The sequence below is a fragment of the Kitasatospora sp. NPDC051984 genome (assembly GCF_044593455.1).
GTDB lineage: Bacteria > Actinomycetota > Actinomycetes > Streptomycetales > Streptomycetaceae > Kitasatospora.
Genome location: NZ_JBIUCB010000009.1, coordinates 153,195 through 168,873 on the forward strand (window position 1 = coordinate 153,195; position 15,679 = coordinate 168,873).

A 15,679-nucleotide genomic window follows, 5' to 3' on the forward strand; every position below is an offset into this window, starting at 1 on the left:
CTGCGCAGCCTGATCGCGGACCACCCGACCGACCTGACGGCGCGCCACCGGCCGGCCACCGTGTACCGCCTGTACGGCGAGCCGGCCGAGGCGAGGCGCTGGAACTTCCTGGACGAGTCCGCCGACCCGGCGGAGACCGCGGCGTTCGAGGCCCGCCACCCGGATCCGCCGCGCCGGATGATCGCCCTCTGCCGGCGCGCCCCCGAGGACCACGCCCCGACCGGGACGGCCCGCGCCCGCCTTGCCGCCCTCCGCGAGCCCGCCCTCCGCGAGCCCGCCCTCCGCGAGCCCGCCCTCCGCGAGTCCCCCCTCCGCGAGCCCGCCCTCCGCGAGCCCGCCGTCGGCGGCGACGGCGGCCCGGTCACCTGGACCGATCCGTACATCGCCCGGAGGACCGGGTCCCGGGCCCGAACCCCGCGGCTTCCTGCTCCCCACCTGCCTGATCACCCCCGCCGCCCTCCTCTCCCCGGCCGTGATCGGCACGATCACCACCGTCCTCCGGTTCCTGTGAAAGCGTCCACCAAATGACCGAATCCACCCTGGCCAGAGCCGAGAAGGACGCCCGCGAGGGCCGCCCCGGCCTGGCCCGCCAACGTCTGCTCGGCCTGCTGACGAGCCGCCCGACCGACCTGGCGCTCCGCCGCCGCCTCGCCGAGCACTACCGCCGGATCGGCCACCTCGACGAGTCGGGCCGGTGGAGCTACCTGGACGAATCGCTCACCACGGACGAACTCCTCGCCTTCGAACGCCGCTTCCGCGCCCCGTCACGCCGGCTGGCCGTCCTGCGCTGGCCCGATCCCACGCACAACCCGCCGCCGACCCCGCTCGCCCGCCGCCGACTCGCCGCCCTCCACCACCAGGCCACCGGCACCCCACCCACCTGGCCCGACCACCCGGACGACGCGGCGACGACGAACCCGTGCCCGATCCCACCTCAGCCCCAACAACATTCGCCACAGCCCGAGTTCGCGCCACCCCCGCCCGGAATGCCGATGCACGTCGCCGCCTTCCGCCTGACGCTGCTCGTCGCCGCCGGCACGGCCCTGATCGCGCTGGTCCTGCACCAACTCGGTTGACCAGCCGCCCCCTGGGCGGCAATGATCCGGGCCGTGAGCATCGAGTCCACCCTGGCCAAGGTCGACACCGACCTGCGCGAGCACCGGGACGACTTGGCCCGGCGGCGGCTGCGCGGCCTGGTGTCGAGCTACCCGACCGACCTGACGATCCGCCGCCGTTTCGCCAAGGCGTACCACGACTGGATGCACGCGGCCCAGGTCGGCCGGTGGAACTTCCTGGACGACGCGCTGACCTGGCCCGAACTCGAAGCGTTCGAACGGCAGTTTCGCGACCCGGCCCGCCGCCTCAAGCTGCTGGTCTGGCCCGATCCCGAGCGCAACCCGCCGTCGACACCGACGGCGCGCCGCCGCCTCGCCATCCTGCACCGCGAGGCAACCGGCCGTCTCCCTGCCTGGTCGGACCTTCCGGACGACAGCCGGGAGGAGATCCTTCCGGTCCCGTCCGCGCCGCTGGCCTCGGACGAGCAGCTCCGCGAGCTCCGCCGCCGCCTCGCAGCCTGACACCTGCCCTCCACCGAACGCTGAACCCGCCTGCGCCGCCCGCTACTTGAGCGAGTCCCGCAGCGCGTCCACCCGGTTCGCGGAGGCGGTGAACGCGTCCCGGTCCAGGTCCCCGGAGTCCAGCGCGCCCGCCAGGGCCGTCGCGGCCTGGTCGCCCTGGTTGACGTCGCGGGCGGAGCACAGGATCAGGTCGACTCCCGCGTCCGCGACGGCGAGCGCACGCTTGTCGGTGCCCCCGACGGGGTCGAGTGCCTTGGCCTCCAGCGCGTCGGTGACGGTGACGCCCTGGAAGTGGAGGCGGTCGCGGAGTTCGTCGCGGACGATGGTGCCGGACATCCCGGCGGGGGTGCCGGGGTCGAGGGCCGGATAGATCGCCCAGGAGAGCATCACCAGTTTGACGTTGGCGGCGACCGCGTCCTGGTAGGGGCGTTCGTCGACGGTGCGCAGCTGGTTCGCCGAGACGTTCAGGGTGACGGGTTCCTCGTCGGTGTTGGCTCCGGCGGGGGCGCTGCCGAGGCCGGGGAAGTGCTTGGCGGTGGCGGCGACGCCGGCGCCCTGCTGGGCCTTGATGAACGCGGAGCCGAGCTTGCCCACGACCGCGGGGTCGGTGCTGTACGAGCGCTGGGCGCTGTCGGCGAAGTCGCCGGGGGTGCGGAAGACGTCGAGGACGGGCGCCAGGTTGAGGTTGAGGCCGAAGCCGGAGAGCGTCGCGGCGGCCTGGCCGCCGGTCGCGGTGGCGGCGGCGGTGGGGTTGGCGGCCCGGCCGACGTCCTTCGCGGACTGGGCGGGCCCGCCGGGCAGTCGCCGGACCAGGCCGCCTTCCTGGTCGGTCATCAGCAGCAGCGGCCGGGGGTGCGGGGCCTGCTGCTCGGCCTGCCGGAGCTGGCTGACGGCGGTGCGCAGCACGGACGGGTCGTTGCCGACGTTCTCGGCGAAGAAGATCACTCCGGCCACCCGGCCTTCGCGGATGCGTTGCAGCAGCGCGGCGGGCGGGGTGGTGCCGGGGTAGGAGTAGACGATCCGCTGCCCGGCGAGGTCGGCGGCGGCCGCCGACGGCTGGGCGGTCGGCGAGGCGGTCGGCGACGGCGAGGCGGTCGGCGAGAGCGACGGCGACGGGCCGGTGGGCTGCTCGTTCGTGGTCGGCTCGGCGCTGCCGGTCGCGGGGCTCGGGGACGGACTCTTGGCGGGCGATCCGCAGCCGGCGGCCAGCGCCAGTCCGAGCGTGAGCAGGCCGACCGACCTCAGTGAGAGCGACATACCGTCAGATAAGCACGCGAACAACCATCGGGCCATCCCACGCGCGCCCTCGGGCTGGCCCCCGCGCGCCCCGGGGCGTCACCGCCCCGGGGCCACTGAACAGCACGTCAGCCGAGCAGCACGCCAGCCGTACAGCACCTCAGCCGTACAGCACGCCAGCCGTACAGCACCTCAGCCGTACAGCACCTCAGCCCAGCAGCACCCCCGGCAGCTCGGCGATCGAGCCGAGCACATGGGTGGCGCCGTCGGCGCGCAGCCGGGCCTCGTCGTGGGCACCGGTGAGCACGCCGGCCACCACGGACGCGCCGGCCCGGGTGCCGGTGAGCATGTCGTAGCCGGTGTCGCCGGCCACCGCGATCTGCCGGACCGAGTCGGTGCGGGTGCGCAGCAGCGCGGTGAGCACCATGTCGGGGTAGGGGCGGCCGCGGCCCGCGTCGGCGGGGCACAGCGTCAGGTCGGCGACGGACTCCCAGCCGAGCGCAGCCAGGATGCGGTCCTGGGTGGTGCGGGAGAAGCCGGTGGTGAGGACGACCTTCCGTCCCTGCCCGCGCAGTTCGGCGATCGCCTCGGCGGCGCCGGGCAGCGCCTCGCAGCGGCCTTCGTCGACCAGGCTGTCGTAGCCGGCCTCGAAGGCCAGGTTGGCGGCCTGGGCGCGGTCCTCGTCGCCGAACAGGTGACGGAAGACCGAGATCTTGGACTCGCCCATGGTGGCGCGGACGTGCGCCAGCATGCCGGCGTGCTCGGGGCTGCCGGGTTCGACGCCCTGGGAGCGGGCGGCGGCGGCGAAGGCGAGCTCCACCAGGCCGTCGTCGGCGACGGTGGTGCCGGCCATGTCGAGCACCACCAGGGTCACATCGTGCGTGGTCATGTTCTGCCTATGCGATCGAAGGTGTCAGAGGCCGGCGAGGTCGGCGGTGGTCTCGGCGATGGCGGGCGAGCAGGTCATGCCGCGGCCGCCGGGGCCGGTGACCAGCCAGGTGCCCTCGGTGATCTGCTGGCGGTGCACCACCCGGGTGGTGTCCAGGCACTGGGCGTAGACGCCGGCCCAGCGGCGGCGGATCTTCGGCAGCGGGCGGCCGAGCAGCGTCTCGGCGACCTCGGCGACGTGCTCGTAGGGGTCCTCGACCACGTCGAAGCCGAACGGCTGGTCGTACTCGTGGGTGTCGCCGATGGTGAGGCCGCCGTCCTTGCGCTGGACCATCAGCAGCTGCATCTTGTGCTCGGCGGCGACCGGCGGCTGCGGCTGGCCGGCGCGCAGCGCGTCCAGCTCGGGGCCGATGAAGGCGGGGTAGTAGCGGAACGAGTCGCCGTCGGCGACCGAGGTGGTGAGCGTCTCGCCCAGCGGGTCGGTCTGCATCATCTGCAGGCGCACCCGGCGCACCGGAAGGTCAGGGGCGAGTTCGCGGACCAGGCCGCCGAGCCAGGCGCCGGTGCACAGGATGACCTGGTCGCCCTGGTGCAGCTGCCCGTGGTCGTCGCGGACGGCGGCGGCGTTGACCACCTCGCGGACCTCGCGTCCGGGCAGGAAGGTGTAGCGGCCGGTGGCCTCCAGCGCGGCGCGCAGCGCGGGCTGGGCGACCCGGGATTCGACGGCGCCGTCCCGGGTGCAGTGCAGGCCGCCGAGGAAGTCGCCGCGCAGCGCCGGGTTGACGGCCCGGACCTGGTGGGCGTCGAGCAGCCGGTAGCCGCGGGCGGCGGCGTCGGGCAGCTTCACGGCGGCTTCGGCGACGGCGAGTTCGGCCTCGGTGCGGGCCAGCGTGAGCGAGCCGTTGGGGCGGAACCAGAGGCCGGGGACGCGGGCGCCGATCTGCTCCCAGAGTTCGCGGGCGCGCAGCGCGACCTCGAGTTCCTCACCGGCGGCGCGTCCGCTGACCCAGACCAGTCCGAAGTTGCGGACGGACGCGCCGCGCGCCTCGGCCTCGCGCTCGATGTGGACGACCTCGTGGCCGCGCTCGACGGCCTGCCAGGCGTGCATGGTGCCCAGCACGCCGGCTCCTACGACGATTACCTTCATGCGGACAGGCTCGGGCGCCGAGGTGGCCGCAGGTCGTCCGGCTCCCGTCGGGCAGGTGAACCGCCCGCAAGAGTTGTCCATACAACCTGCGAGAGGTCAGGCGGCTCCGGCTCCGAGAACGGGGCCCAGCGGGCCGGTTCGCAGGCGGTCGACCAGCGGTGCGGCCCGTACGGCGAGCGCCGCCAGCGGGAGCGCCACCACGATGCCGACCACCGCGGCCACCGCCACGTCGTGCGGGTAGTGCGCGCCGACCCAGACCCGGGAGGCGCCCATCAGCACGGCGGCGACCAGGCCGATCCAGCCGAGCCGGCGGTCGGCGTACCAGAGCGCGGTGGCGGCGGCGAACGCGATCACCGTGTGGTTGCTGGGGAACGACCAGTCGCCGGGCGCCGGGCAGGCCTCGAGGGTGAAGCTGCCGGGAATCTGCTGGCAGGGCCGGTTCTCCTCGACGATCCCCTTGAAGACCGAGTTGACCAGGTACGCGCCGACCACGATCAGCGGCGAGGCCAGCACCCGGGCCATCACCACCGAGTCGGCGGCCCGGGCCCGCCACCAGCCCCACACCATCAGCAGCGCGAACACCGCGAGGCCGTACGCGGACCATTCCTTGGTCAGCTGGTCGAACCAGTGCGGGGCGGACTCGGCCCACCCGGTGACCCGGGTGTAGAGGCTGCCGTCGATGCCACTGCCGTCGTAGGCGAGCAGGCGGGCGGAGGGATGAACGTTCGGAGTCACAGGGACAACATGTACCAGAACGGACGCGGCGTGCGGCGTGCTCGCGGTTCCGAGGAGCAGTGACTGGGGCAAGGCTGGCGGACCTCCCGTTACCTTGGGGGGGTCCGGTTCCGGGCACCCCCTTGGCGTCTACAGTGGTGTAGACGTCGATCGACAGGACTGTAGACGAACGCCGGAGGTTCGCGCGACATGACGGACACGACCGCCCGTCGGCCGGCGGGAGAGCTCGAAGCCCAGGTGCTCGCCGTCCTCTGGGCCGCCGGCACCCCGCTCACGCCGCAACAGGTGCAGGACGCGCTCGACGCCGACCTGGCCCGCACCACCATCGCCACCATCCTGGCCAGGCTGCACGAGAAGGGCACCGTCGCCCGCACCAAGGCGGGCCGGGCCTTCGCCTACACCCCGACCGTCCAGGACGCCGACGGCCTCGCCGCCCGCCGGATGCGCACCGAACTCGAACGCGGCCGCGACCGCTCCACCGTGCTCGCCCGGTTCGTCTCCGACCTGTCCGGCGAGGACGAACGGCTGCTCCGCGAACTGCTCGGGGAGCAACCGTGACCTGGGCCGTCTGGATCCCGCTGCTGCTGCCGCTGCTCGCCGCCCCGCTGGCCCGCCGGCTCACCGAGCAGCTCGCCCCGCGCGCCGCCGCACTCACCCTGGCCAGCACCGCCGTCGTCCTCGGCACCGCCGCGCTGGGCTCGCTCGGCCTGCTCACCGTCACCGGCCTGCTGCACCTGCCGTACGTCGGCGCGCTCGCCCACTTCTCCCCCGCCCACGGCCTGCCCGACGCACTCTCCGGCACGCAGTGGGCGCCCGCCGCGGCCGCCGCCGCGCTCGCCCTGCTGGTGATCGGCGCACTCGCCGCCCGCACCGCCCACCACCAGCTGGCCGACCTGCGCCGCGCCCGCCGCGCCACCGGCGGCGCCCCCACCGGCCTGCGCGACCGGCTGCGCCGCACCGGCCCGGCCGCGCTCACCGTCCTCGACGACGACCGCGCCGACGCCTACGCGCTGCCCGGCCGCCCGCCCCGGATCGTCGCCACCACCGGCATGCTGGCCGCGCTCAGCGCCCCCGAGCGGGCCGCGCTGCTCGCCCACGAGCGCGCCCACCTGGCCGGCCGCCACCACCTGCTGCTGGCCGCCGCCGAGTACGCCGCCGCCTGCCACCCCGCGCTGCGGCCGCTGCGCGGCTCGCTCGGCTACCACCTGGAGCGCTGGGCCGACGAGTGCGCCGCCGCCGAGGTCGGCGACCGGGCGCTCATCGCCCGGGCGATCGGCCGCGCCGCACTCGCCGCCGCCCGCGCCCCGGCCGCCCCGCGCCCCCGGCTCGCGCCCGCCGCCGCCGGTGGCCCGGTGCCCCGCCGGGTCCGCGCCCTGCTCGCCCCCGGCCCCCCGCGCCACCGCCGCGCCTCCCGCGCCCTGGCCGCGCTCGCGCTGGCCGGCTGCCTGGCCGGCACCGCCGTCACCATCGCGGAGGCCGGCCACGACCTCCACCGGGCCGTCGAAACCGCCCAGGGCGAGCGCCCCGCACAGCACCGCTGACCGGGCGGAACCGACCGGCGGGCGCCGCGTGCACGAGATCATTTCCCCGGTTCGGCGTGTCCACGCCGAATCGGCCTACGCTGACAGCCGACGTCGACACGGGGGGTACGCATGCAGCACGGCAGCAGAGGCGTCCGGCCCCCGACCCGCGTGCACATCCCCGCCCGCGCATACGAACGGATCATGGCGGGCGAGCGGCCCGCCCCCGACGACGCCCACCCCGTCCGACCGGAGATCGAGGACTCCTGGGCCCGCCTGCGCCGCCTCGGCCTGGACCCGGAACGCCCCCGCGAGACCCACCGGCTGCCGCCCGCCGAACTGGAGGAACTGCGCCGCGCCACCGGCCTGGCCGCCGTCCTGCCGGTGCTGCGCTCCACCCTGTTCGCCCCCGGCGACTCCACCCCGCTGGTGCTCGCGGTCTCCGACCCCAAGGCCCGGGTCCTGTGGATGGACGGCGAGCAGCGGCTGCGCCGCGCGGTGGACTCGATCGGCTTCGAGCAGGGCGCGCTGTGGGCCGAGGAGGAGGTGGGCACCAACGCCATCGGCCTGGCCGCCCGCACCGGCCGGCCCGCCCAGGTGCACTCCGCCGAGCACTACCTGCGCAGCCACCAGAACTGGAGCTGCTACGGCGTGCCGATCCGCGACCCGCGCACCGGCCGCCCGGCCGGCGTGGTCGACCTGAGCGGCCCCGCCGCGGGCGACCGCCACTACCTGCGGCAGCTCGCGCTGACCGCCGCCCGCCTCGCCGAGACCGAACTGCGCGCCGCCCACCTGGAGGCCCTGCACCACCTGCGCACCGTCGCGGTACCGCTGCTGGCCCGCTTCGGCGGCCCCGCGCTGGTGGTCGACCCGGCCGGCTGGACGGCCGCCGCGGTCGGCGTCCCCGCCTCGCCCCGGCTGGCGCTGCCCGCCGAGAACTGGGAGGGCGGCGGGGTGCGCTGGGTACCGACCCTCGGCGAGTGCGTGGTGGAGCCGCTGGCCGACGGCTGGCTGATCCGCCCGTCCGCGCCGCGGCCCGCCGAGGACGCCGAGCACCCCGGCGCCGGCCTGATCGAACTCGACCTGCGCCGCACCGACCGTCCCGAGCTGCGGGTGAACGGCAGCGCCGGCAGCTGGTCGCACACCCCGAGCCCGCGGCACACCGAACTGCTCCTGCTGCTGGCCCTGCACCGGGACGGCCTGAGCGCCGCCGAACTCGCCGGGGAACTGTTCGCCGACGCCGCCCGCACCGTCACCGTCCGCGCCGAACTCTCCCGCCTGCGAAGGCACTTGGGCCCGCTGCTGGAAGCCCGCCCGTACCGGCTGGCGGCCTGCGCCCAGGTGACGGTGCTCGGTCCCGACGACCCGTACGACCTGCTGCCCGGCTCGGCCGCCCCGGCCGTACGGGCACTGCGGGCCGACCTGGCACACGGCGTACTGCGACTGCCCGGAGCGGCTCAGCCCTCGGCCAGCAGCTGCGCCAACTCCTCGTCGTCGGGCAGCAGTTCGGCCTCCTGGCCGTCCGGGACGATCCGGTAGCTGCGCTCCAGCCAGTCCTTCACCTGCGACCGGGGCACCTCCAGCAGCGCACTGCCGTGCGGGGACTCCAGCGCCAGGTGCAGGGTGAACCCGTGGCACGGGCAGTGGGTGGGCCACAACTTGACGTCGCCCTGGCCGGACAGCGAATCCAGGCCGTCCCGCAGCAGATCGCGGGAGAACACCCAGTCCGCCTCGTCGGGACGCCCCGCGTGGAACGTCAGGCGCACCTCGTACGGCGCGGCGGCGTCGTAGCGGAACCGCGTCCGCACCTCGCCGACCTGCTCCTCGTCCAGCGCGATCCGCAGCACCAGCGTCTCCTCCAGCACCCGGGGCACGGCGGCTCCGGCCGGCTCGCCGCCCGTGGGGGTGGCGGCGAGCGGCTGGTCGGACGGGGCGGGCAGCGGATCGCGCGGCATGGCTGTCTCTCCGGGACGGCTGGGTGTCCGCCAAGCCTGCTCCCGCACACCGGCGCCCGCAACGGTTGCAGGGGGTTGCACGGATGTCCGCTTCCGGCCGGCGGGCGGCGGCCCGATTCGCACCCGGGTTCGGTCCGGAATCTGGCGGACCGTCAGGCCGCTGGTACTCTCGTCCTTCCTCCGCCGTTCGTCCGGGCACCCCCGGCGGCGCGGGATGCGGCGTGGCGTTCGGACCGAACGCCGGACGCGGACCAGACCCAGGAAGGGGAGCCCGGTGGCGCTCCGCGAGCACTCCCGGCCCGTCGCCGCCGGGCGAACCGGCCGGCACGGCCGCCCCCGGCCCTTCGGCGGACGGCTCCGGCTGCCCACCATCCGCTTCTCCGGCGCGGCGATGGCGATGTCCACGGTGGTCGGCATCAGCCTGGCCACCACCTGGCTGCTGAACGAACAGCAGCAGATCGGCCGCCGCCCCGGAGTCACCGTCGGCGGCCCGCCCGTCCCCAGCCCCGACGCCTCGCCCACGACCGACGCCACCCCCGTCGACGAGCCCACCGACACCCCGCCGCCCCCGCGCGGCTCCGCGACCGCCTCCCCCGTCCCGGGCCCGACCCGCACCGGAGCCCGCCCCGCAGCCGCCACCGGCCCGGCCGCACCCTCCACTTCGCCGAGCATCCCCGCCGCCCCGTCGACCCGGCCCTCGCCGTCGATCCCCGCCGGCCCCACCACGCCGTCCCCGACGCCGTCCCCGAGCGACACCCACTCGCCCCTGAACCCCGCCGAGCCCTCACCGACGGCCGCGCCCGCCCCCTCGCAGCCGCTGAGCGGCACCGCCCGGGTCGACGCCCTGGGCCGCGCCGGCACCCGGCACGTCGTACAGATCCAGCTCGGCGAAACGATGACGGCCCTCCAGGTCGAGTTCCGCCTCGCCCGCCCCGCCGCCCTCCCCGGCACCGTCCCCGCCACCGACCTGCCGGGCGCGGTCGCCACCATCGCCCTCGAACGCGACACCCTGATCTACCGCTTCACCACCCCGTCCCACCTCCAACTGCCCCCCGGCACCTACACCTTCACCGTCACCGGCGCCCTCGCCGCCCCCACCCCCACCACCCCGGAAACCTGGACCGCCTCCGCCTTCGCCCTCCCCACCACCCGCGCAGTCGCAGCCCGCGGCAGCTTCTGAGCCTCCGGCAGTGCGGAAGTGAAGCCCCCTCCAGGGGCCCGGGGTGCGCATTCAGGGGCCCGGAGGTGCGCATTCAGGGGCCCGGGGAACGGCGGGGCCGTGCCTGCGGAGGATCAACAGGGCGCGGAGCGGTCCGCCGTTTCTGGTCCCCGTCTCTGACCCTCCGCAGCCACGGACAACCGCTGTCCCCGGGCCCCTGCTTTCGCGCCCCTACTCGAACGCCACCCGAATCGCCCGCGCCCGCCGCAAATCGTCCGCGCAGTCGGCCAGGTTCCGCCGCAGCCCGGGCGTCAACTCCGGCTCCGCGAGCGCAGCTTCGGCCGCGGCCACCACCTCGGGCGTCGCCTGGTCCACCGGGAACAGCGTCCCCCCGAGCAAGTGCGCGACAATGTCGCCGCGGTCCGAGGCCTCCCCGATCCGCTCGAAGTACCGCAGCGCGTACGCGGCCTTCTCCTCCGGGTCACCGGAGGCCCAGAAACCACGCGCGGTGGCCTCCAGCAGACGGTTGGACATCGACTCGGGCGTGAACAGGACCTGCCACGCCGCGGCCTTGGCCGCACTCTCCGGCCGGGCCGCCCGGCACTGCGCGGCGCCGAACTCGGCCTCGGTGCCGGGCTCGCGGGCGAGCTCCGCAGCGATCTCCTCCTCGGAGAGTTCGCCGAGCGAGGCCAGTCGGGCCAGGCCCGCCCAGCGCAGCTCGGGGCCGATCTCCAGCCCGGCGGGGACCCCGTCGCCGGCCAGCCAGCCGCGCAGTTCGGCGAGTTGCTGCTCGCCGCCGGAGGCCTCCACGGCGACCCGCAGCGCGGCCAGCCGGATGCCGTCGCCGGCGCCGCCGGTGACCAGCGCGCGGGCGGTGCGGCTGAGCGCGGCCAGGCCTTCGGTGCGGCGTTCGCCGGTCAGGTGCCGGCCGACGACGTGGAGGTGGGCGAAGGTGAGCACCGCCTCGACGATCGCGTCGGAGGTCTCGGCGGGCAGGTGCCGCTCCAGCAGGCCGAGGTAGGCGACCGGGTCGAGCTCGGCGTCCCGGACCAGGTCGCGGGCGTGTGCCCAGAGCACGGCGCGGGTGACGTCGTCCTCGACTGCGGACAGCGATTCGGTGACGAGCTGCCAGGAGTGCGCGTCCAGCCGGATCTTGGCCCAGCTGAGGTCGCCGTCGTTGGGGACGACCAGCTGCGCACCGGCCTCCACCAGGGCGGGCACGGCGACCCGGCGGCCGGGGGCGAGCTCGACGGCGGCGCGGCCGACGGGGACGACCCGGCCGTCCTCGATCCGGTAGCCGCCGACCTCGATCAGGTGCGGCCGCTCGCCCTCGTTGACCACGGTGAGCGCGGTCAGGGTGCCGTCGTCGGCGCGCTCGGTCTCGGCGCGCAGCGTGTCGACGCCGCTGGTGCGCAGCCAGCTCTCGGCCCAGGCGTGCACGTCACGGCCGCTGGCGGTGGCCAGCGCGGCCAGGAAGTCGGGCAGTTCGGCGTTGCCGTACAGGTGGTCGGCGAAGTAGGCGTTCAGGCCGGTGAAGAACGCCTCGTCGCCGAGCCAGGCGACCAGCTGGCGCAGCACGGAGGCGCCCTTGGCGTAGGAGATGCCGTCGAAGTTGACCATCGCCTCGGCGACCGAGCGAGTGCCGTTGCCGGCCACCGGGTGGGTGGAGGCGCGCTGGTCGGCGTCGTAGCCCCAGCCCTTGCGCTGCACCGAGAAGCCGGTCCAGGTGCCGGTGAAGCGGGTGGATTCGGCGGCGATCCGGTAGCCGAGCATCTCGGCGAACGACTCGTTCAGCCACAGGTCGTCCCACCAGCGCATGGTGACCAGGTCGCCGAACCACATGTGGGCCATCTCGTGGCAGACCACCATGGCGCGGCGCTCCCGCTCGACGTCGGTGGCCGGCGAGCGGAACAGCATCTCGTCGCGGAAGACCACGCAGCCGGGGTTCTCCATCGCGCCCCAGTTGAACTCGGGGACGAACGCCTGGTGGTACTCGCCGAACGGGTAGCGCTCGTCGAAGAATTCGTGCAGCCGGTCGAACGAGGCGGCCGTCACCTCGAACAACTCGGGGGCCTCGCGGTCGAGTTCGGCGGCCAGCGAGCGGCGGGCGTGCAGGCCGAGCGGGATGCCGTCGTGCTCGCCGTACACCGAGTGCAGCGGGCCGGCCACCACGGTGAACAGGTAGGTGGAGATCGGCTTGGTGGCGACGAACTCCCAGTGCCCGCCCTCGGACTTGACCGGCGCCCCGTTGGAGACCAGGGTCCAGTCCTCGGGGGCGGTGGCGGTGAGGGTGATGGGGGCCTTCAGGTCGGGCTGGTCGAAGCAGGCGAACACCTTGGCCGCCAGGTCGGGGCCGCAGGTGGCGTACAGGTAGACCGCGTCGTCGGCGGGGTCGGTGTAGCGGTGCAGGCCCTCGCCGGTGCGCGAGTAGCGCATCTCGGCCTCGATCAGCAGCTCGTTCTCGGCGCGCAGTCCGGGCAGCGCGAGCCGGTTGCCGTCCAGGGCGGCCACGTCCAGCGGCTGCCCGTTCAGGACGGCCCGGTGCAGGGTGGCCGGCTCCAGGTCGACAAAGCTGTCGCTGCCGGGCTCGGCGCATCCGAACCGGATCACGGTGGTGCTGCCGAACCGGTCCGGTCCGCGGGTCAGGTCGAGGTCGACGGTGTAGCCGTGGACCGCCAACAGGCGGGCACGGACAGTTGCTTCGGCTCGTTGCAGTGCTGGCATGACTGCATGCTCGCCGAGCCCGCCCGGGACCGGCAAGCGGGTTCGACCCGGATTCGCTGGCGGCGTACCAGGGGCGGTCCGGGGAGTTGGCTAGGGTGTGTCGCGGCGGCGAGTCGAGGAGGAGCACGTGACGACAGTTCTGGTGCGGGGCGGCAATGCGTCGCTCGGCGCGAGCCGGGTCGTGGTGGAGGTCACCGCGCGCAAGCAGCTGGACGTGTCCGCGCTGCTGCTGACCCAGTCCGGCAAGGTCCGTTCGGACGCCGACTTCGTCTTCTTCAACGCCCCCACCGGCCCCGGTGTGACGCACCGTCCGGCCGCCGGCGGCAACCCCGACGCGATCACCGTCGACACCGCGGGCGTGCCCGCCGACGTCACCCGGATCGTGGTCACCGCCTCCCTCGACGACCGGCAGGCCACCTTCGCCGGCACCGAGCCCACCGCGACCGTCCGGGACGCCGACAGCGGCCGCGAACTGTTCGCCTTCACCCCGCCCCGGCTCGGCGGCGAGACCGCCCTGGTGGTGGTCGAGGTGTACCGGCGCGGCGCCGAATGGAAGATCCGCGCCGTCGGCCAGGGCTACGCCAACGGCCTGGCCGGCATCGCCACCGACTTCGGCGTCACCGTCGAGGACGCACCGGCCGCGGCCGCACCCCCCATGCCGTCCGGCTCCCCCGCCGTCGGCAAGATCACCCTCGACAAGGGCAAGGTCAACCTGGTCAAGGGCGGCTCGGTCTCCCTGGAGAAGGCCGGCAAGCCGTTCCTCGCCTCGATCCGGATGGGCCTGGGCTGGGAGCCCGCGCACCACGGCCGCGGCATCGACCTGGACGCCTCGGTGATCGCCTTCGACGCCCGCCGCGAGAAGATCGACACCGCCTGGTTCATGAAGCTCTCGGTCTTCAACGGCGCCATCGCCCACTCCGGCGACAACCTGACCGGCAAGGGCGGCGGCGACGACGAAGCCATCACCGTCCACCTCGAAGGCCTGCCGCCCGAGGTCTGCGGCCTGGTCTTCGTCGTCAACTCCTTCTCCGGCCAGAAGTTCACCGACATCAAGAACGCCTACTGCCGCCTGACCGACGCCGCCACCGGCGAGGAACTCGTCCGCTTCGACCTCACCCACGCCGAACCCCGCACCGGCGTCGCCATGTGCAAACTCGTCCGACAGTTCTCCGGCGAATGGGTCATGACCGCCCTCGGCGAATACGTCGACGCCAAAACCGCCCGCTCCATGGTCCAGCCCGCGGCGGCGATGCTCTGAGCGCCCCCGGGGTCACCCTGGTCGATCCGTCCGCGATCGGCCGGGCCGCAGCAGCCCGGGACGCCGTCCTGCGCTACCGGGTCGACACCGCCGCGGCCGCCTCCCGCGCCGACTTCTTCGACGCCGTGCGCGGCGCGCTCCCCATGGACCCGCCACTGCTCGGCCGGCGCGGCTGGGACGCCCTCGCCGACTCGCTGTGGAGCGGCCTGCACGGGGCCCCCGGCGACACCGCCCTGATCGTCGTGACCGACCTCACCCTCCTGCACGACCGGGCCCCCGGGGAGTTCCGGACCGCCGTCGGCATCCTCACGGAACTCGCCGACACCCTCACCGACCCCTCCTTCACCGGGGGCCGCCCCACCTCCCTGCACTGTCTGATCGGCCTGCGCGGCGCGGCCGGCTGACGGCCCTCCGCACGCCGACGGGGCCCGTGGCGTCATGCCACGGGCCCCGTGCGGGAGTTGAGCCGACGTCAGCCGCGGGTGGCCATCGCCCGCAGGAAGAACGTCAGGTTCGCGGGGCGCTCCGCGAGGCGGCGCATGAAGTAGCCGTACCACTCCTGGCCGTACGGCAGGTACACGCGCATGGTGTTGCCGGCCTCGGCGAGGCGGAGCTGCTCCTCGGGGCGGATGCCGAACAGCATCTGGTACTCGAAGGAGGTGACGTCGCGGCGGTTCCACTCGGCCAGCTGGCCCGCGATCTTGATCATGTTGGGGTCGTGCGAGGCCACCATCGGGTAGCCCTGACCGGCCATCAGGACCTTCAGCGCGCGGACGTACGCGAGGTCGACCTCGTGCTTGCCCTGGAAGGCGACCGACTCGGGCTCCTTGTAGGCACCCTTGCAGATGCGCACCCGGGAGCCCTCGTGGGAGAGGTCTCGGCAGTCGGCCTCGGTGCGCCGCAGGTAGGCCTGCAGGACGACGCCGAGCCACGGGAAGTCGGCGCGCAGTTCGCGGGCGATGCCGAGGGTGGAGTCGGTGGTGGTGTGGTCCTCCATGTCGAGGGTCACCGTGGTGCCGGCGTCGGCGGCGGCCTGGCAGATCCGGCGGGCGTTCTCCAGCGCGATCTTCTCGCCGTCCACGGGCAGGAACTGGCCGACCGCGGAGAGCTTGACGGAGACCTCGGCGTTCGCGGCGAGGCCGGTCTCCTTGAGGGCGGTCAGCAGGTGCTCGTACGCCAGGGCGGTGCCGGCCGCCTGGGCGGCGTCCTTGGTGTCCTCGCCGAGGTGGTCGAGGGTGACCTTGCGGCCGCTGTTGACCAGCGTCTCGGTCGCGTCCACGCCCTGGTCGAGGCGGTCACCGGCGACGAAGCGCTCGACTATCGCGTGGGTGGGCGGGAACTTCTCGACCATGGTGCGCACCTGCGGGGAGCGCGAGGCGGCGAGGAGGGCGGAACGGAGCATCGGTACTCCCGGATCAAGGTTCAGCTGGTGGCGAGAGGTGGCGGGGCGGCCGGGGTGGCGGCCGCCCCGCCGAAGAGC

At 74.6% G+C, this 15,679-nt stretch carries 16 protein-coding genes; 9 read left to right on the plus strand and 7 right to left on the minus strand.

What is annotated here, in order from left to right:
- From ACIHEI_RS19895 to ACIHEI_RS19905, 3 genes are all read left to right on the plus strand, one after another.
- Positions 1-528 (plus strand): DUF6584 family protein (locus tag ACIHEI_RS19895; protein WP_396607540.1); only part of this gene is annotated, 528 nt, incomplete at its 5' end.
- Positions 525-1,076 carry a DUF6584 family protein gene (locus tag ACIHEI_RS19900; RefSeq protein ID WP_396607541.1) on the plus strand — a complete coding sequence of 184 codons (552 nt, stop codon included), beginning with the start codon at positions 525-527 and terminating at the stop codon, positions 1,074-1,076. The genes ACIHEI_RS19895 and ACIHEI_RS19900, both read left to right, overlap by 4 nt.
- Before the next feature lie 33 nt (positions 1,077-1,109).
- Positions 1,110-1,577 (plus strand): DUF6584 family protein, encoded by a 468-nt coding sequence (locus ACIHEI_RS19905; protein WP_396607542.1) that lies wholly within the window; start codon positions 1,110-1,112, stop codon positions 1,575-1,577.
- Between the two features lie 42 nt (positions 1,578-1,619).
- Here ACIHEI_RS19905 and ACIHEI_RS19910 read toward each other — a convergent pair whose 3' ends face one another.
- The 4 genes from ACIHEI_RS19910 to ACIHEI_RS19925 all read right to left on the minus strand — a co-directional run bounded on the left by ACIHEI_RS19910 (position 1,620) and on the right by ACIHEI_RS19925 (position 5,583).
- Positions 1,620-2,834, minus strand: coding sequence for a glycoside hydrolase family 3 N-terminal domain-containing protein (locus ACIHEI_RS19910; protein ID WP_396607543.1), 1,215 nt, complete (start codon positions 2,832-2,834; stop codon positions 1,620-1,622).
- A gap of 187 nt (positions 2,835-3,021) precedes the next feature.
- Positions 3,022-3,702: a phosphonatase-like hydrolase gene (locus ACIHEI_RS19915; RefSeq protein ID WP_387646344.1), complete on the minus strand. Its 681-nt coding sequence runs from the start codon at positions 3,700-3,702 to the stop codon at positions 3,022-3,024.
- Between the two features lie 24 nt (positions 3,703-3,726).
- Positions 3,727-4,848 carry a TIGR03364 family FAD-dependent oxidoreductase gene (locus ACIHEI_RS19920; protein ID WP_396607544.1) on the minus strand — a complete coding sequence of 374 codons (1,122 nt, stop codon included), beginning with the start codon at positions 4,846-4,848 and terminating at the stop codon, positions 3,727-3,729.
- A gap of 96 nt (positions 4,849-4,944) precedes the next feature.
- On the minus strand, positions 4,945-5,583 hold the full coding sequence (locus ACIHEI_RS19925) for a phosphatase PAP2 family protein (protein ID WP_396607545.1): 639 nt from the start codon (positions 5,581-5,583) through the stop codon (positions 4,945-4,947).
- 189 nt (positions 5,584-5,772) lie between these two features.
- Here ACIHEI_RS19925 and ACIHEI_RS19930 point away from each other — a divergent pair, with 189 nt between their 5' ends.
- The 3 genes from ACIHEI_RS19930 (at position 5,773) to ACIHEI_RS19940 (ending at position 8,642) form a co-directional block, all read left to right on the plus strand.
- Complete coding sequence (locus ACIHEI_RS19930) at positions 5,773-6,141, plus strand: BlaI/MecI/CopY family transcriptional regulator (RefSeq protein ID WP_387646350.1); 369 nt, start codon at positions 5,773-5,775, stop codon at positions 6,139-6,141.
- A complete protein-coding gene (locus ACIHEI_RS19935) occupies positions 6,138-7,124 on the plus strand; it encodes a M56 family metallopeptidase (protein ID WP_396607546.1) in 987 nt (328 codons plus the stop codon). The genes ACIHEI_RS19930 and ACIHEI_RS19935 overlap by 4 nt, the downstream gene beginning before the upstream one ends.
- A gap of 183 nt (positions 7,125-7,307) precedes the next feature.
- Positions 7,308-8,642 (plus strand): GAF domain-containing protein, encoded by a 1,335-nt coding sequence (locus tag ACIHEI_RS19940; protein WP_396607547.1) that lies wholly within the window; start codon positions 7,308-7,310, stop codon positions 8,640-8,642.
- Here ACIHEI_RS19940 and ACIHEI_RS19945 read toward each other — a convergent pair.
- Positions 8,561-9,058, minus strand: coding sequence for an SsgA family sporulation/cell division regulator (locus ACIHEI_RS19945; RefSeq protein ID WP_396607548.1), 498 nt, complete (start codon positions 9,056-9,058; stop codon positions 8,561-8,563). The two genes, ACIHEI_RS19940 and ACIHEI_RS19945, sit on opposite strands and share 82 nt — an antisense overlap.
- 274 nt (positions 9,059-9,332) lie before the next feature.
- Here ACIHEI_RS19945 and ACIHEI_RS19950 point away from each other — a divergent pair, with 274 nt between their 5' ends.
- Complete coding sequence (locus ACIHEI_RS19950; RefSeq protein WP_396607549.1) at positions 9,333-10,238, plus strand: hypothetical protein; 906 nt, start codon at positions 9,333-9,335, stop codon at positions 10,236-10,238.
- 210 nt (positions 10,239-10,448) lie between these two features.
- Here the strand turns inward: ACIHEI_RS19950 and pepN are convergent, their stop codons facing one another.
- Complete coding sequence (gene pepN / locus ACIHEI_RS19955) at positions 10,449-12,941, minus strand: aminopeptidase N (protein WP_396607550.1); 2,493 nt, start codon at positions 12,939-12,941, stop codon at positions 10,449-10,451.
- Positions 12,942-13,080: 139 nt separating this feature from the next.
- Here pepN and ACIHEI_RS19960 point away from each other — a divergent pair, with 139 nt between their 5' ends.
- Both ACIHEI_RS19960 and ACIHEI_RS19965 read left to right on the plus strand, forming a co-directional pair.
- Positions 13,081-14,199 carry a TerD family protein gene (locus tag ACIHEI_RS19960; protein WP_392952014.1) on the plus strand — a complete coding sequence of 373 codons (1,119 nt, stop codon included), beginning with the start codon at positions 13,081-13,083 and terminating at the stop codon, positions 14,197-14,199.
- Entirely contained in the window at positions 14,118-14,603 is a 486-nt protein-coding gene (locus ACIHEI_RS19965; RefSeq protein WP_396607551.1) for a barstar family protein, read from the plus strand. The genes ACIHEI_RS19960 and ACIHEI_RS19965 overlap by 82 nt, the downstream gene beginning before the upstream one ends.
- Before the next feature lie 68 nt (positions 14,604-14,671).
- Here the strand turns inward: ACIHEI_RS19965 and ACIHEI_RS19970 are convergent, their stop codons facing one another.
- Complete coding sequence (locus ACIHEI_RS19970; protein ID WP_387646368.1) at positions 14,672-15,601, minus strand: proline dehydrogenase family protein; 930 nt, start codon at positions 15,599-15,601, stop codon at positions 14,672-14,674.
- Between the last annotated feature and the right edge of the window lie 78 nt (positions 15,602-15,679).

Excerpts from the sequence above, each read along its gene's own strand:
- ACIHEI_RS19965 (WP_396607551.1), top strand. The coding sequence starts at position 14,118 with ATGGGTCATGACCGCCCTCGGCGAATACGTCGACGCCAAAACCGCCCG.
- ACIHEI_RS19940 (WP_396607547.1), top strand. The coding sequence starts at position 7,308 with ATGGCGGGCGAGCGGCCCGCCCCCGACGACGCCCACCCCGTCCGACCG.
- ACIHEI_RS19945 (WP_396607548.1), bottom strand. The coding sequence starts at position 9,058 with ATGCCGCGCGATCCGCTGCCCGCCCCGTCCGACCAGCCGCTCGCCGCC.
- ACIHEI_RS19915 (WP_387646344.1), bottom strand. The coding sequence starts at position 3,702 with ATGACCACGCACGATGTGACCCTGGTGGTGCTCGACATGGCCGGCACC.
- ACIHEI_RS19920 (WP_396607544.1), bottom strand. The coding sequence starts at position 4,848 with ATGAAGGTAATCGTCGTAGGAGCCGGCGTGCTGGGCACCATGCACGCC.
- ACIHEI_RS19970 (WP_387646368.1), bottom strand. The coding sequence starts at position 15,601 with ATGCTCCGTTCCGCCCTCCTCGCCGCCTCGCGCTCCCCGCAGGTGCGC.
- pepN (WP_396607550.1), bottom strand. The coding sequence starts at position 12,941 with ATGCCAGCACTGCAACGAGCCGAAGCAACTGTCCGTGCCCGCCTGTTG.
- ACIHEI_RS19910 (WP_396607543.1), bottom strand. The coding sequence starts at position 2,834 with ATGTCGCTCTCACTGAGGTCGGTCGGCCTGCTCACGCTCGGACTGGCG.
- ACIHEI_RS19900 (WP_396607541.1), top strand. The coding sequence starts at position 525 with ATGACCGAATCCACCCTGGCCAGAGCCGAGAAGGACGCCCGCGAGGGC.
- ACIHEI_RS19930 (WP_387646350.1), top strand. The coding sequence starts at position 5,773 with ATGACGGACACGACCGCCCGTCGGCCGGCGGGAGAGCTCGAAGCCCAG.